Below are 15,917 nucleotides of genomic sequence, written 5' to 3' on the forward strand. Positions count from 1 at the left end.
ACGCGTAAGTTTTGTAAATAGGAGACTCCTGATGCTGGCGCTCGAAGGCACCGCCACGCACGGCCGCCTCGCCAAGCTCGTAATGAGTTCGCTACTCATAATTGGACTTGGCGCGTGCAAGCAATCGGAGGCTCCGGCCGGGGCACCCCCTCGACCTGAGGTCAGCGTCGTGACGCTGCAACCTCAATCGGTGCAGATCACCGCCGAGCTTCCAGGCCGTACCACAGCTTCGCTAGTCGCCGAGGTTCGCCCGCAGGTGACGGGCATCATTCAGAAGCGATTGTTCGAAGAAGGCAGCGAGGTCAAGGCCGGCCAAGCGCTTTATCAGATTGATCCCGCGACCTATCAGGCGGCCTACGACAGCGCTAAGGCCGCATTGCAAAAGGCCGAGGCAGCGGTGCCGACCGCGCGTGCCAAGCTGCAACGCCAGGAAGTTCTCATCAAGACCAATGCCGTCAGTCAGCAAAATCTCGACGACGCAAGGTCCACGCTGGCGGTGGCCGAGGCTGAGGTTGCCGCCGCGCAGGCAAATCTAAAAACCGCGCAGATCAATCTCGACTATACGAAGATCCTCGCCCCCATCGACGGCCGTATCGACAAGTCGACATTGACCCCCGGCGCACTCGTCACGGCAAGCCAGGCCACCGCGCTGACGACTATCCGCAAGCTCGATCCGATCAACGTCGATGTCACGCAGTCGAGCACCAACCTGCTCAATCTTCGACAGGCCATAGCGGCAGGACGGGTCAAGCTCTCCGGTGACAATGTTCGCGTCAGGTTGAAGCTTGAGAACGGCACATTCTATCCGCATCTCGGCACATTGGCGTTCGCGGAATCGAACGTCAGCGAGACGACGGGTACTTACACGGTGCGCGCCGAATTCCCCAACCCCGAGCGCCTGCTGCTACCCGGCATGTACGTACGCGCCATCGTCGAGGAAGGCGTTGCCGACAACAGCTTCCTCGTTCCACAGCGCGGAGTCAGCCGCAATACCAAGGGCGAGCCGACCGCAATGCTCGTCGACGCCGAAGGCAAGGTGGAGGAGCGCGTGCTGCGTGTCTCACGTAGTGTCGGCAACAACTGGCTCGTTGAATCCGGGGTTTCTGCCGGCGATCGCGTCATCGTCGAAGGAACATTGCTCGTACGCATTGGTCAGCTCGCCACACCTGTTGAGGTGATCATCGACGACAACACTGGCGAAGTGCGCGAGCGCGGCGCTCAGCAGAGCCGCGACAGCGGCTCGGACTACGCCGCCAACGGAACCGGTAGCATCAAGCCGGCGGTGCAGCAGTGATCTCAGCCTTCTTTATCGAGCGGCCAGTCTTCGCTTGGGTGATCGCGCTCGTGATCATGCTGGGCGGCCTCCTGGCGCTGAACAACCTTTCTATCTCGCAGTATCCGCAGATCGCGCCGACGACAGTGCGCATAACCGGAACCTATCCAGGAGCAGACGCCCAGACGGTTGAGAACTCAGTGACCAAGATTATCGAGCAAGCGATGACCGGCATCGATTATCTCGATTATCTGACGGCCACATCCACCTCGACCGGGCAAGCCCAGGTTACGCTCACGTTTACGAGCGATGCAGACCCCGACGTGGCGCAGATGCAGGTGCAAAACAAGCTGCAACTCGTCACCTCGCAGTTGCCACAGATCGTGCAAACGACCGGACTGACCGTCACTAAATCCAGCTCCAGCTTTCTGATGGTCGCTGCCTTCGTCTCGACCGACGGCAAGATGAGCTCGACCGATATCGCCGATTACGTCGATAGCTCTCTCAACGACACGCTAAAGCGCGTCGCTGGCGTCGGTGAGACACAGATGCTCGGTTCGGGCTATGCCATGCGCATCTGGCTCGATCCCGACAAGCTGGCCAAATACGCTCTGATGCCGAGCGATATTGCCGCTGCGCTGCAGGCGCAGAACACCCAAGTTTCGGTGGCCAGCTAGGCAGCTTGCCATCAACGCAAGGCCAGCAGCTTAATGCCACTGTGACTGCGCGCTCGCGCCTGCAAACCCCCGAACAGTTCCGCAACATCATTCTGAAGAGCGCGACCGACGGCGCCCTCGTGCGCTTGAACGACGTAGCCCGCGTCGAGCTTGGCGCAAAGTCGTACACCACTAGCGCCAAATACAACGGCATGCCTGCAGCAGGCCTCGGAATCAATCTCGCGACCGGCGCCAATGCGATTGATACTGCTGAGGCGGTGCAGGCAGCTATCTCCGGGCGTGCTTCGACATTCCCGCAGGGCGTCGATGTCGTCTATCCGTACGACACGACACCCTTCGTTCGCCTGTCGATCGAGGACGTCGTAAAGACGCTATTTGAGGCCATCGTTCTCGTCTTCATCGTCATGTACGTCTTTCTGCAGAGCTTCCGGGCCACGATCATCCCGACGCTCGCGGTGCCCGTGGTTCTTCTCGGCACGTTCGGCGTGCTGGCGCTGCTGGGCTACTCCGTTAACACGCTGACTATGTTTGCCATGGTGCTCGCCATCGGCCTGCTCGTCGACGATGCGATCGTAGTTGTCGAGAACGTCGAGCGCGTCATGCACGAGGAGGGGCTCTCGCCGAAGGAAGCGACCCGGAAATCGATGAACGAGATTTCCGGTGCCCTCGTTGGCATCGCTACGGTTCTCTCCGCCGTTTTCGTCCCCATGGCCTTCTTTGGTGGTTCTGTAGGCGTCATCTATCGGCAGTTCTCGGTGACCATCGTCTCTGCGATGATTCTGTCAGTCGTGGTCGCGCTGGTGCTGACGCCCGCTCTCTGCGCAACCATCCTCAAGCCCGGACACAGCGCTACGCGTGGCCCCTTTGCCTGGTTCAACCGTGGCTTCGATCGCACCGCGCACGGCTATCGCGATGGTGCCGGTCGCATCATCCAGAGAAGCTGGGTCTCGCTCGCCGTCTTCGCTCTAATCGTCGCGGGCGTGGGCTACATGTTCATGCGCCTCCCGTCCTCGTTCCTGCCGCAGGAGGATCAAGGTACGCTCATGGCAAGCATCCAGCTGCCGGTCGGCGCGACGCAGGACCGGACCGAACGCGTGCTCGATGAAGTGCGGACTTACTTCCTCGAAAAGGAGCCTGATGCGGTCGAAGGCATCATGACGGTATCGGGCTTCGGCTTCGGCGGCCAGGGGCAAAACGTGGGCATCGCCTTCGTGCGCTTGAAGGAGTTTGCCCTGCGAAAGGCACCCGGTGTTGCCGCCAGCGCGGTAGCCAGTCGCGCCATGGCGGGCCTCTCCAAGATCAAGGATGCGCGCGTGTTTGTCCTCGCCCCGCCGGCGATCCAGGGTATGGGCAGCTCTAGCGGCTTCGACTTCTTCCTCAAGGATCTGAACGGTGCGGGCCACGAACGGCTGATTGCCGCGCGCAACACGCTGTTGGCCAAGGCGGCGCAAAGCCCTCTTCTTCGGAATACGCGTCCCAACGGGCAGGAGGACACCCCGCAGTTTACCGTCGACTTCGACCAGGAGAAGGCGAGCGCGCTGGGGCTCAGTCTCTCCGACATCAACGCCACGCTCAGCACCGCCTGGGGTAGCGACTACGTCAACGACTTCATCGACCGCGGGCGCGTAAAGCAGGTCTACTTGCAGGGCGATGCCTCCTCGCGCATGCAGCCCGAGGATCTCGACAAATGGCATGTGCGCAACTCCGAGGGCGTGATGGTACCGTTCTCGTCCTTTGCCTCTTCGCGCTGGACCTTCGGCTCGCCGCGTCTTGAGCGCTACAACGGATCCGGCGCCGTGGAGATACAGGGTGAGGCGGCACCGGGCATAAGCTCGGGCGATGCAATGAACGAGATCGCGCGCATCGTCGGCGAACTCCCGTCAGGCTACGGCTACGAATGGACGGGGCTTTCCTACCAGGAGCAGCTATCTGGCAACCAGGCGACAGCACTATACGCCATCTCGGTGCTTGTGGTGTTCCTCTGCCTCGCCGCCCTATACGAGAGCTGGTCGATACCATTCGCGGTCATGCTGTCGGTGCCGATCGGCATTTTCGGCACGCTCGCTGCAGCGTTGATGTTCGGCCAGACCAACGACGTCTACTTCAAGGTCGGCCTGCTTACGACGATCGGCCTTGCTGCGAAGAACGCCATCCTGATCGTCGAGTTCGCCGTCGAGCGGCAGACCGCCGGCGAGGGACTGATCGAGGCGACGCTCAACGCCGCACGCCAGCGCTTGCGGCCGATCCTGATGACCTCATTCGCCTTCATCCTGGGCGTTCTGCCGCTGGCCGTCGCCAGCGGAGCAGGCTCGGGTGCGCAGAACTCGATCGGCATCGGCGTGATGGGCGGCATGATCGCAGCAACGCTTCTCGGCATCTTCTTTATTCCGCTGCTCTACGTCGCTGTGCGCCGGGCAGCCGGACGGGAGCGCGGGCAGGAAGCGATGCCGTCGGTGGGATCGCCCGTGGGCACGGGGCACTAGCGAGGCTTCCGGAGACGCGCACTTTTGGTTCTGATCGCTATTCGACGATGAACCCGTAGTCACCCTTGAGGTCGCCGACGGGCGCCGGGCGTCCGCCACCGTAGATGCGGTTGATCTGACCGAGAAAGTTGGCCTTTGCATCCGTCGGATCTGCCAAGCCGTCCAGAGGCCGCGCCAACTCCTGCCGCGCAACGGGGCGCACCATGTAAGGCGTCACTATAATGACAAGCTCCGTCTCCGAGCGCTGATAGTCACGGCTGCGGAAGAGAGTGCCGAGAATGGGAAGATCCTTCAGGGTCGGAAAGCCATCGATGTTCTGCCGCGAATCCTCCGAAAGCAGTCCGGCGAGTGCGATGGAGCCCCCCGATGGTAGCTCGACTGTTGATTTGGCTTGGCGCTTCTTCAACGCTGGGATCTCTATGCCGGATAGCACCACGGCTCCGTCGCTGCTGAGCTCGCTCACCTCGCTTTCGATCTTGAGGCTGATGCGGCCTTCGGAAAGGACCACAGGGGTGAATGCGAGGCCGATGCCGTACTCCTTATAGGTGACGCTGACCTGCCCCAAGCTATCAACGATGGGCACCGGGTACTCTCCGCCAGCGAGAAACTTGGCGGGCTCGCCGGATACAGCCGTGAGATTTGGCTCAGCCAAAATCCGCATCAGACCGTCGCGTTCCATGGCCCGCAATGCCCCGTTTACCGCCTGATTGCCCGACTGCCAGGACATCGCGATGCCAGAGTTGGTGAAGGCATCACTGCTGCTCGATGAATTGAGGAGCTGCAGAGCGCCAGTCGCGGCTCCTGTCGATCCTATGCCGGACGTCGGGAGGGTGCCGAGCGTGGCTCCGGTGATAGGTAGGCTGTTTGCTGTAAGCACCGACGTACTAAAGTTTCCTGAGTTGACGGCAGCACCGATATTGACGCCGAACTGCTTGAGGATCGTGCGCTGCACCTCCGCGACGGAAACGCGCAACATGACCTGCTCCTCACCCTCAACAGAGATAAGGTTGATGATCGGCTTGCCACCGTAGACGTCGGCAGCATCCGAATTAGAGCCGCCACCGGAATCGGTGGTCGCCGACTGATAGCCGCCGCCGACGGTGGTCGAACTCGATGTCGTCGAACTATTGGAGGCACTCGGCGCACTGGTGTTGACGATGCTGCCCACTTCGGCATTTGCCTGAACAAACTGCGCCGCGATCTGGGCCGCACGGTTCGAATCGATGGGCGTGCGCACGCTGCCGGTGAGCACGACGGCGCGACCTGCGATCTCGCTCCGGATGTTTGAGCCGGGGATCAGCCGGGCAAGCAGTTGATCGAGAGCCGAGAGGTCAGCACCTATCGCGACATCAATCGTCAGGATCTGCTGACCGTACTCGTCGAAGAAGAAGGCGTTGGTCTGCCCAGTCCCTTTGGCGATGAGGAACACGCGATCGGACGACTGCACGACTGCGTCGAGGATCTTCGGGTCAGAGATGAGGACATCCTTGAGCGGAACGGGAAATTGCACGACAGTCGAGCGCCCGATGCCGAGATCCAGTCGCTTGGTCATCGGAAAGGCGGCATTGGCCGGAATGCGCAGGACGGAATCCTGCCCTGCAGGCCCCGCAGTCGCCGCCCCCATGTTGCCCGTCAGATCCGCGGCGCCGACGTTGCCGAAGCCCGACGCAATAAGCCAGACTGCAGCCACAGACGTGCGCACCCACTTCAGGGTCGTTCCCATGATCGAGTACCTTTTCGAACAGCCGAAGACTGATGACGCAACTCAGTTCACGCTGTACGCACGTGGCCTCAATTCGGTCGCTCCCTCGGCGCGGTACACGCCGTATCGCAACCCGAGAAAATCCTTCGAGCCTGCTAGAAGGGAATGGCTGAAAGAGGCGAGAGCGATTTCTCGCTCGCAGAGGACCACCGCTAGAGAGCTTAAGTCCCCAGCGTTTCCTGCCGTTGTATTTTTGTTTCGGAATGTTTCCTGAGCGAGCGGATTGTTGTCGAAACGCTTCCAGAGCTCAGCGTCACCAACCTTTGGTTACAAATATGGCTGGTTGACTCAGTGCTGGTGGTGGCCCTGCGTCTGACCACGTCGAGGTCGGCAAAGTTGGATCGAAGGTGATCCGTGTTCGCTAGCCGAGCCGCAGGTTGCGAGCCTGGGGGGCTTGGTGGTCGGCAGCGAAATCGAGGCCTCCACACTAATTCCTCATTTGAGAAACCTTCAGACACGTTCGAAAAAATCCAGGCAACAAAGCTCGACTAGCTTGCCCGCCACAGGGGATCGGCAGGGAGTTGCTATGACCAGGATCATGTGCGTTGGGGGAACTCAAAGCCGACAGTCACCGAGAGGGCGTCCGGCGTACGAGGATTACCTGCGACGCCCCTTCATCGAGGCTATAGCAGTGAGAGGCTGTCGCCTCGCGTTCATTCTGGCGATCGTCTCCTCGGGGATCACCTGCGTCGGTGGCGCGCTGTCCTCTACGTCTGCCCTGGCCCAAAGCGCGCCTATTCGCGCCATTGAGGTGTCAGGCAACAAACGCGTCGAACCGGAGACGGTTCGTTCGTATCTGCAATTCTCGGTCGGCAGCACTTACGATCCCGCCAAGGTGGACGGGTCGATCAAGGCGCTGTTCGCAACGGGTCTGTTCTCCGACGTGCGCATCGAGCGCTCTGGCGCGGACGTCATCGTCACCGTCGTCGAAAGCCCGGTCATCAACCAGGTGGTCTTCGAGGGTAACAGCGAAGTCGACACGGACACTCTGCGCAACGAAGTGCAGATTAAGCCACGCTCGGTCTTCACCCGTACTCGTGTCCAGCAGGACGTGCAGCGCATCCTCGACGTCTACCGCCGCCAGGGCCGCTACGCTGCGACCGTCGAGCCGAAGATCATCGAGCTCGAGCAGGACCGCGTGAACCTGGTGTTCGAAATCGCTGAAGGCAGCGCCACGAAGGTCAAAGGCATTCACTTCGTCGGCAACAAGGCGTTTTCCGACACTCAGCTGCGCGACGTCATCTCGACGACGGAAAAGGGCTGGTTCGACTTCCTCAAGGGTACTGCGATCTACGATCCCGATCGCATGAGCCTCGATCGCGAGCTGCTGCGCCAGTACTACCTGAAGAACGGCTATGCCGACGTGCAGGTGACGGCAGCCAATGCCGAGCTTGACCGCGATGGCTCGGGCTTCTTCCTCACCTACTCGATCGAAGAAGGCGAGCAGTACACCTTTGGCGACATCAACATCGAGAGCACGGTTTCGGCGATCGATGGGGCTAAGTTCAAGGGCAAGGTGCTGACCGAAAGCGGCGACACCTACAATGCCGGCCTGATCGACAAGTCGGTGGAAGCCGTGACCGCCGCGGTGTCCCAGGACGGATTTGCGTTCGCCCGCGTGCGTCCGCAAGCGACGCCTGACCCTGTGGCGCGCCGGATCTCGCTCAACTACGTGATCGAGGAAGGCCCGCGCGTCTACGTCGAGCGCATCAACATCTCCGGCAACACGCGCACCAAGGATTATGTGCTGCGCCGCGAGTTCAAGGTGGCCGAGGGCGACGCCTACAATCCGCTGATGGTCGACCAGGCCAAGAAGCGCCTGACCAACCTCGGTCTGTTCAAGAACGTCGACGTGAAGCGTCGTCCCGGCAGCAACCAGGACCGCGTGATCCTTGATGTCGAGGTTGTCGAGCAGTCGACGGGTGAGCTTTCATTCGGTGCCGGCTACTCGACGTCTGAAGGTGTGATCGGTGACGTGTCGATCACCGAGCGCAACCTGATGGGTAACGGCCAGTACCTGCGCCTCGGTTTGTCGGGATCGCTTGAGCGCCTGCAGGTCAACCTGAGCTTCACCGAGCCGCGCTTCCTCGATCGCAATCTCGCCGCCGGCTTCGACGTGTTCCACAAGGAGGTTGATTATTCTGATACCTCCGGATACTCAAGCAGCCGCACGGGCGCTAGCGTGCGCCTCGGCTTCCCGCTGTCCGAGAAGCTGTGGATGCAGACAAACTACACTGCATCGCGGGATAAGATCTTTGATGTGGACAGCGATGCATCTCTTGCCATCAGACAGGCAGAGGGAACGTCCTACACATCGCTCATCGGCTCCACCATCAGCTACGATCTGCGCAACGATCCGAAGAACCCGACCAAGGGCCTGTGGTTCCAGGTTGGCTCCGACTTCGCCGGTCTCGGAGGCGACGTGCAATACGTCAGCTTGGCTGCCGAAGCTCGCGGCTACTATCCGATCACCGACAACATCACCTTCGTCGCTCGCGCCATCGGCGGCTCCATCCAGGGCTGGGGCGGTGAGGATGTCCGCCTCATTGACCTGTTCTTCAAGGGTGGTGAGACGGTGCGCGGCTTCGACCGTTCCGGCTATGGTCCACGCGATCTCAACACCGGCGATGCCCTCGGCGGCCAGTACTACTGGGCAACGACGGCGGAAGTCCGCTTCCCCATCCCGCTCGTTCCGGATGACCTGGGAATCTCGGCCGCAGTCTTCGCTGACGCAGGTTCTTTGTGGGGAGCCAGCGTAGGGAACGTAGCGCAGGGGTGTGAATCCGGGAACACCGATATGGTCTGCGTGGCCGACAGCTCATCCATCCGTTCGTCGGTCGGCGCCAGTATCATGTGGGCTTCGCCTGTTGGTCCGATCCGCATGGACTTCGCCAAGGCCCTCAGCAAAGAATCTTACGACGACGAGCAGTTCTTCCGCTTCGGTGCCGCGACCAAGTTCTGATGAAAATCCATCACTGGTTAGGATTTCTAGTGAGAGCTGGTCGCGAGCCATTGCCGCGCGCGGGTCTGTTGGCTCGCGCATCCTGAGCTGTTGGCTCCGCGTCGCCCCGTGCGTACGCGATAATGGGGCAAACAACTCAGTCCTGCGCGAGCAGTGGCGTGCGGTCCGCGGGCTGCAACGCCCCAATTGCACAAACCGTGATCAACGTTGCATCAAATGCGAGCGCGGCACTTAGTCCAACGTGGACGTTGGGGGTGCATCGTGGTGTGGGTGGAACGCAGCGAGCCGTAGTATCGTGGGCTCGAAGCTGACACCCCAGGATTGATGCCCGATGCTTAAATCCGCGCTGGCCGTCGCCGCGATCGCGGCTGTTTTGGTCTTCGGTGCTTTCGCAATCTACGCTTATCGATCCCCGATCGCTCCCTTGAGTGCGGCTGCGCACCCTAAATTTTCACCCGAGGTTATCGAGAAGGGCCGAATTCTCGCATCAGCAGGCTACTGCGCCACCTGTCATACGGAGCAGGGCGGAAAGCCCTATGCCGGCAACTACCCGTTGAACACGGGCTTCGGCACCATCTACGCGTCGAATATTACGCCCGACCCTGAAACCGGAATCGGCGATTGGTCCCCCGAAGCATTCCGACGCGCCATGCACGACGGTGTCAGTCGCGATGGCTCGCATCTGTTCCCGGCATTTCCATTCGATCATTTCACCTTGATGTCCGACGAGGACGTCGACGCCATCTATGCCTACCTGATGAGCGAGGTGAAGCCAGTCAAGCTCGCCACCAAATCGAACACTATCCCGTTCCCGCTCAACATGCGGATATGGCAGGCCGGCTGGCAGCTTCTCTTCGTCGACTTCGGCCGCTTCAAGCCGAACCCGCAAAAGTCCGAGCAATGGAACCGCGGCGCTTATCTCGTCGAGGGCATCACGCACTGCGGCGCCTGCCACACACCGCGCAATATCCTCGGCGCTGAGAAGAAGAGCCGGGAGTTTGCAGGCGCCAGCATCGATGAGTGGATTGCGCCGGCACTCACGGCCGCCAATCCGTCTGCGGTGCCGTGGACTGCGAGCGAGTTCACCCGCTATCTGCAGACAGGTGCCGGCGTCTACCACGGCATCGCCGCCGGCCCCATGGCGCCGGTCGTCCACGCCGGGATCGGCGAGCTTCCCGAAAGCGACCTCGTGGCGATCGGCACCTACCTCGGCGATATCGTCGGTGCGCCCGACACAAATCCCGCGGACAATCCGCTTGTGATCGCAAGCCTTAAGGCCGGCAAGCCCGACCCGGCCTATCGCAAGGATCTCGGAGAGCGCCTCTACGCGACAGCCTGCGCCGCGTGCCATTACAATAGCAAGGAGGTCATGGAAGGCCGCCCCGACCTCGCGATCAACTCCGCAACGCGCCTTGATAAGCCGGACAACCTCATCCACGTAATTCTCGACGGCGTCAGCTCCGACGAGGGGAGCAAGGGCATCGTCATGCCAGCCTTCCGTCACGCACTGTCGAACGAGCAGATTGCCGCCATCGCCGCTTACCTGCGCGACAAGCGCGCCGAGCTCAAACCCTGGTCTGACCTAACTGAAAGGGTCGCCAGCATCAGAGGCGAACACGCCGGAAAATGACGAGGACGCGACATGATTGAGTTTGTCGTCAACGGACGCGGTGTCAGCGTCGATGCCGACGCGGATACGCCACTTCTCTGGATCATCCGCGATGATGTCGGCCTCACCGGCACAAAGTTCGGTTGCGGCATCGGCATGTGCGGTGCCTGCACGGTGTTGGTAGGCGGCCGCGCCACGCGATCATGCATCACGCCGGTCTCCGATGTCGCCGGCACCGAGATCACCACTATCGAGGGCCTCGACCCGAATGGGGATCATCCGGTGCAGGTCGCATGGCGCAACATCAGCGTCCCGCAATGCGGCTACTGCCAGTCCGGGCAGATCATGCAAGCCGTCGCGCTGCTCAAGGATATACCGATCCCGACCGACGACGACATCGACGCCGTGATGACCGGCAACCTGTGCCGCTGCATGACCTACAATCGCATCCGCAAGGCGGTGCACGAGGCCTCCCAGGCAATGATAGGAGAGAAAAACAGTGGCTGAGGTGTTGAGGCTCCCCAAAGACCCGCGCAGCTCGGCCGATCTCACCCGCCGTGGCTTCCTCGTTTCCATGTGCGCAACAGGTGCCGTGTTCGGCTTCCCGAGCATCGCCAACGCGGCAATGAACCCAGAGGCCCCGGACGGTCTCCCCATCGAAGCCGTCGGCGCTAAGTACGAGCCGACGATCTGGTACTGGATCGACACCGAGGGGCACGTCAACGTCAACATCATCCGCGCCGAGATGGGCCAGCACGTCGGCACCGCGATCGCGCGCATCCTGGCCGACGAGCTCGGCGCCAACTGGGATGACGTGCACATCGACCACGTCGATTCCGCCGCCAAGTGGGGCACGATGGTCACCGGCGGCAGCTGGTCGGTGTGGCAGAGCTGGCCCGTCTATCGCCAGGCGGGCGCCGCCGGCCGTATCGCGCTGTCGGAGAAAGCCGCACAGCAATGGGGCATCGATCCGGCACAGGTCACTGTGAAGGACGGGATGGTTTCCGGCGCAGGCCAGAAGCTGAGCTTCGGCGAGCTGGTCGCCATGGGCCTCACACGTGTATTCACAGAGGAAGAGCTGAAGCAGCTCCCGCTCAAGCCGCATTCGGATTTGACGCTCGTCGGCCGCGACGTGAAGGCGCTCGACATCGCCACCAAAACGACAGGCCACGCGATATTCGGCATCGACGCCAAGGTCGACGGAATGGTGTACGCCGCGCCGATCATGCCACCAACGCGCTACGGCTCGTCCATCACCAGCATCGAAGACAGCGCTGCAAAGAACATTAAGGGCTACCGTCAGACGCTCAAGCTCGACGATCCATCTGAGACCGTGCAGGGCTGGGCCATGGTCGTCGCCGACACATTCTGGGCCGCGCAAAAGGCAGCCCGGCTCGTCAAGGTCGAGTGGAACGCCGGCGACGCGGCCAAGGTCGACGAAGCCGCCATCCAGGAGCGCGGGCGCTCGCTCATTGCCGATGAAGCGAAGGGCGCCATTCTCGATACCGGTGACACCGATGTAGCGCCTGTCTTCGCTAAAGCGGCGAGCACGCTCGAAGCTGAATACACCACAGCCACCGTGCTGCATTTCCAACTCGAGCCGGTCAACGCGACCGCCTATCAGGCGCCCGATGGCGTTTGGATGATCGACACTGGCAATCAGTGGCAATCGCTCGCCCTTCCTTGGCTGCAGAAGGCGCTGGGCGTAGGCGAGGGCGGCGTGGTGATGCGCACCTACCTGCTCGGTGGTGGCTTTGGCCGCCGTCTGAACGGCGACTATGCGGTGCCAGCCGCGCTCACTTCGAAAGCGCTCGGCGGCGCGCCGGTGAAGATGATCCTGACACGTCCGCAGGATGCCGAGTTCGACAGCCCGCGCTCGCCATCAGTGCAGAATATCCGTATGGCCTTCGATGCTGACAACAACGTCATCGCGATGGATTCAGCGGCGACCGCCGGCTGGCCGACCAAGGCCATGATTCCCGCCGCGATGGAGAAGGGCGTCAACGGCGAGATGTACGATCCATTCGCCGCCGACGGCATCGATCACTGGTATTCGGTCGGCGCGCAGCGCGCCCGCGTCATTTCCAACGACCTGGCCGAAAGCACGTTCCGGCCGGGCTGGCTGCGCTCGGTCTCGCCGGGATGGATCAACTGGGCGATCGAGAGCTTCATGAGCGAGGCCGCCGCCAAACTCGGCCAGGACCCGGTCGCCTTCCGCTTGGCCCACCTGAAGGCCGAAGGGCGCAACGCAGGCTCGGCACCCAATTCAGTCGGCGGCGCATCGAGACAAGCCAATGTTCTCAAGCGCGTGGCCGACCTGTCGGGATACGGAAAGACCAAGCTCCCCGCCGACACCGCCATTGGCATTGCCACGACCTACGGGCAGTCGCGCTCGATGCCGACTTGGGTAGGCGGCGCCGCTCAGGTCCACGTCGACCGCAAGACCGGACGAGTAGCTGTTGATAAGCTCTGGCTGGTGATCGATTGCGGAACGGTCGTCGACCCCAACAGTGCACATGCGCAGTGCGAGGGGGCGGCACTGTGGGGCCTGTCGATGGCCCTGTATGAGGGTACCGAGATCGAGCATGGCCTGCCAAGCGCTCGTAATCTCGACGTTTATACCCCTCTGCGCATGATCGATACGCCTGAAGTCGTGATCGAATTCGTGGACAGCACGGAGGTGCCCACTGGGCTGGGCGAGCCGGGCACGACCGTCATCGCACCTGCCATCGGCAATGCGATCTTCGAGGCCGTCGGAGTAAGATTGAGGCATCTGCCCATCACACCAGCGGCCGTGCGTGCGGCACTCGAAGCGTGAGAGTAACTATCGCGAGAACGCAACCGCCATTCCGCGGCGACGTGAATACCCCATGATTACAACGATATATGTTTTTGTTGCGCACAGGGGGGCGAGCTGAGCACGCTTTCTATAGGCGCGATCCATTGTTGCGCGTGATCTGTCTTTGATCAAATGCGCTTCAGACCTTCGTAGTGAAATTGACGGCCGCGAACATTAGGGACTTTACGGCCGAGTGTGCACGGCATACACCCGCTGAATCTGCGCGTTGTCTGATGAATGTTAGATGACAATATGCGCAGGCAGGGGGCGGAGCTAATAATTTCACCGCTTCCGCACTCAGATGCAGGTCAAAATTCCTGCGGGGGCGCAGCGATGAACAAGGCCGCGATCAATTATTTGCTTTCCTTTCTCGCCGGCGTAGCTGTCACATTCGGCTTTGTATTTCTTTCCGGCAGCTTGCATCGCGGGGCGAGTGTCCGCACTTCGCCTGGCGTCGACGAAATGATTTGGGCGTTCGCGCCTATCATCCTACCCCTGCTGATCATCGGTATGCTGGGTGGGGCGCTGCTCAGCTACTATTGGAATGACGTGTCGGCGTTCGCCAACGGTTGGTTGCCGAAGGCCTCGCGATCGTCTTCTCAGCTCGCTGCGACGTCGGCGACGCAGAAGCTGCGCGGCAACAGCGAGGTAAATGCGGTCCGCGATGAGCTCGAACGCCAACTTGGCAGATTGATCGTGCTTATCGCCGGCCAGTTGGAACATTCCAAGGATCATGTTGCCTCCCTGCGCGACACCAACGTGCACCTGGCTACCGTCACCAATGTTTCTGAACTGCGCGAGGTAGTACACGCGCTGATCATCAAGAATGAAAAGAACGAGAGCCAGACGCGCGATCTGGAAACGCGGCTCAAAGAAGCCCAAGATCAAACTGCCTCATTGCGCGTGCGGCTTAGTCAGGCGGAGAAGCTGGCTTCCCTCGATCCATTGACTTCAGTCGCCAACCGGCGCCGGTTCGAGCAGTTCATCGCTGCCGAGGTTGCCCGTTCGCACGAGAACGGGACGCCACTTTGCCTCATCATGACAGACATAGATCACTTCAAGAACGTCAATGACCGCCACGGCCACTCGGCAGGAGATCGTGTGCTCAAAGCGTTTGCCGATTTGCTTACGAAGAGCGTTCGCGGTGCCGATCTCGTCGCCCGCTACGGTGGTGAAGAGTTTGCCGTCGTTCTCCCGCAGACCCCAATGGGAGACGCATTTGGGATTGCCGAGCGTATCCGCAGCATCTTTGCGCTTCACGGCGGCACGCGCGACTCCAGCGTCAAGGAGTTTGGCAACCTGACGGCATCGTTCGGCGTGGCCGAGATCCGCGATGGCGAGCCGCCGAGCGCTCTCATCCAGCGGGCCGATCAGATGCTCTACGAGGCGAAAAACAGTGGCCGCAACCGCACGATGATCTGGAGTTCGTCGAGCGAGTCAGCGGGCAGCTGACCGCTTCGCGACTGTCGGAAACGCTATGTTAACCAGCATGACGAAATCATAAAGCTCCAACGATCACGCCGTTCGAGGTTCTGTGGTGTCGACGCTGAGTTACCTAGGTAGCGGCCGCAGGGGCCGTGCTCGCACGTCCATTCTTCCCACTAGAAAGCCCAAGCTAGCGTTGCTGCCAGGACTGGTTGATGGCGACTGGTGCGAGACCGTTCCCCTCGCCGAATTGCGCCCGACCCAAGCGGCCGTGGGTATGCGCGCCGTGGAGGCCAAGAGACGCAAGATCGTGCGACTGACAGAGAGCACGCGCAAGTTCCGTCGCTACCTTGAGCGTCGTCCCGTCCCCGCGGTCCTCGGCCCGCGCGAGGAATACTACATCATCGACCACCATCACCTGAGCCTCGCTTTGTGGCAGAGCGAGATCGAGGAAGTGTTCGTCCGCGTTGTCGGCGATCTGTCGGATTTGCCCAAGCGCACATTCCTGCAAGCCATGTCCACATTCGGCTGGCTCCACGCGTATGACGGTCGCGGACGCAGGATTTGCCCATCGCGCTTGCCATCGCGAATTGATCTTATGCAAGCGGACCGCTTTCGCGATCTCGCATGGTCGGTGCGTGAGGCTGGTGGTTTCAGAAAGACGCCGGCGCCGTTTAGTGAATTCGCGTGGGCGAATTTTTTTCGCACGCACATTCCGGAGATTTTGCTCGAGCACGATTTTGCCGCAGCACATGAACAGGCAATGCGGCTGGCGAATTCGGCCAATGCGAGACACCTTCCCGGAAATATTTATCGATTGTCGCGCGTTCAGCGCGTCAGCAAGTGCGGCGAGTTCGCACACGCACTCGCGGGCTGAAGCCCGCAAA

Annotated in this window: 8 protein-coding genes and 1 pseudogene; 8 read left to right on the top strand and 1 reads right to left on the bottom strand. The window is 61.2% G+C overall.

The features are described from left to right. The first annotated feature begins 31 nt into the window (after nucleotides 1–31). Nucleotides 32–1,294: an efflux RND transporter periplasmic adaptor subunit gene (locus tag NDB2M4_RS15970; RefSeq protein WP_083556483.1), complete on the top strand. Its 1,263-nt coding sequence runs from the start codon at nucleotides 32–34 to the stop codon at nucleotides 1,292–1,294. Beyond that, nucleotides 1,294–4,433: pseudogene (locus NDB2M4_RS15975) on the top strand (efflux RND transporter permease subunit). Before NDB2M4_RS15970 ends, NDB2M4_RS15975 begins: the two are co-directional and overlap by 1 nt. Nucleotides 4,434–4,470: 37 nt before the next feature. Here the strand turns inward: NDB2M4_RS15975 and NDB2M4_RS15980 are convergent. Beyond that, nucleotides 4,471–6,156, bottom strand: a complete 1,686-nt coding sequence (locus NDB2M4_RS15980) for a type II and III secretion system protein family protein (protein WP_244536201.1) — start codon at nucleotides 6,154–6,156, stop codon at nucleotides 4,471–4,473. 670 nt (nucleotides 6,157–6,826) lie between these two features. Here NDB2M4_RS15980 and bamA point away from each other — a divergent pair. The 6 genes from bamA (at nucleotide 6,827) to NDB2M4_RS16010 (ending at nucleotide 15,907) form a co-directional block, all read left to right on the top strand. Further along, nucleotides 6,827–9,157 carry an outer membrane protein assembly factor BamA gene (gene bamA / locus NDB2M4_RS15985; protein ID WP_072376850.1) on the top strand — a complete coding sequence of 777 codons (2,331 nt, stop codon included), beginning with the start codon at nucleotides 6,827–6,829 and terminating at the stop codon, nucleotides 9,155–9,157. Between the two features lie 331 nt (nucleotides 9,158–9,488). Next, a complete protein-coding gene (locus tag NDB2M4_RS15990; protein ID WP_072376852.1) occupies nucleotides 9,489–10,787 on the top strand; it encodes a cytochrome c in 1,299 nt (432 codons plus the stop codon). Between the two features lie 12 nt (nucleotides 10,788–10,799). Next, the gene (locus tag NDB2M4_RS15995; RefSeq protein WP_072376854.1) at nucleotides 10,800–11,273 is read left to right on the top strand and encodes a (2Fe-2S)-binding protein; all 474 of its coding nucleotides are present in this window, start codon (nucleotides 10,800–10,802) and stop codon (nucleotides 11,271–11,273) included. Beyond that, nucleotides 11,266–13,584 (top strand): xanthine dehydrogenase family protein molybdopterin-binding subunit, encoded by a 2,319-nt coding sequence (locus tag NDB2M4_RS16000; protein ID WP_244536202.1) that lies wholly within the window; start codon nucleotides 11,266–11,268, stop codon nucleotides 13,582–13,584. The genes NDB2M4_RS15995 and NDB2M4_RS16000 overlap by 8 nt, the downstream gene beginning before the upstream one ends. Nucleotides 13,585–13,938: 354 nt before the next feature. Beyond that, nucleotides 13,939–15,057: a GGDEF domain-containing protein gene (locus tag NDB2M4_RS16005; RefSeq protein WP_072376856.1), complete on the top strand. Its 1,119-nt coding sequence runs from the start codon at nucleotides 13,939–13,941 to the stop codon at nucleotides 15,055–15,057. An 82-nt stretch (nucleotides 15,058–15,139) separates the two neighbouring features. Beyond that, the gene (locus NDB2M4_RS16010; protein WP_244536203.1) at nucleotides 15,140–15,907 is read left to right on the top strand and encodes a ParB-like protein; all 768 of its coding nucleotides are present in this window, start codon (nucleotides 15,140–15,142) and stop codon (nucleotides 15,905–15,907) included. Nucleotides 15,908–15,917: the final 10 nt, after the last annotated feature.

Source organism: Hyphomicrobium sp. NDB2Meth4, from assembly GCF_900117445.1.
Taxonomy (GTDB): domain Bacteria; phylum Pseudomonadota; class Alphaproteobacteria; order Rhizobiales; family Hyphomicrobiaceae; genus Hyphomicrobium_A.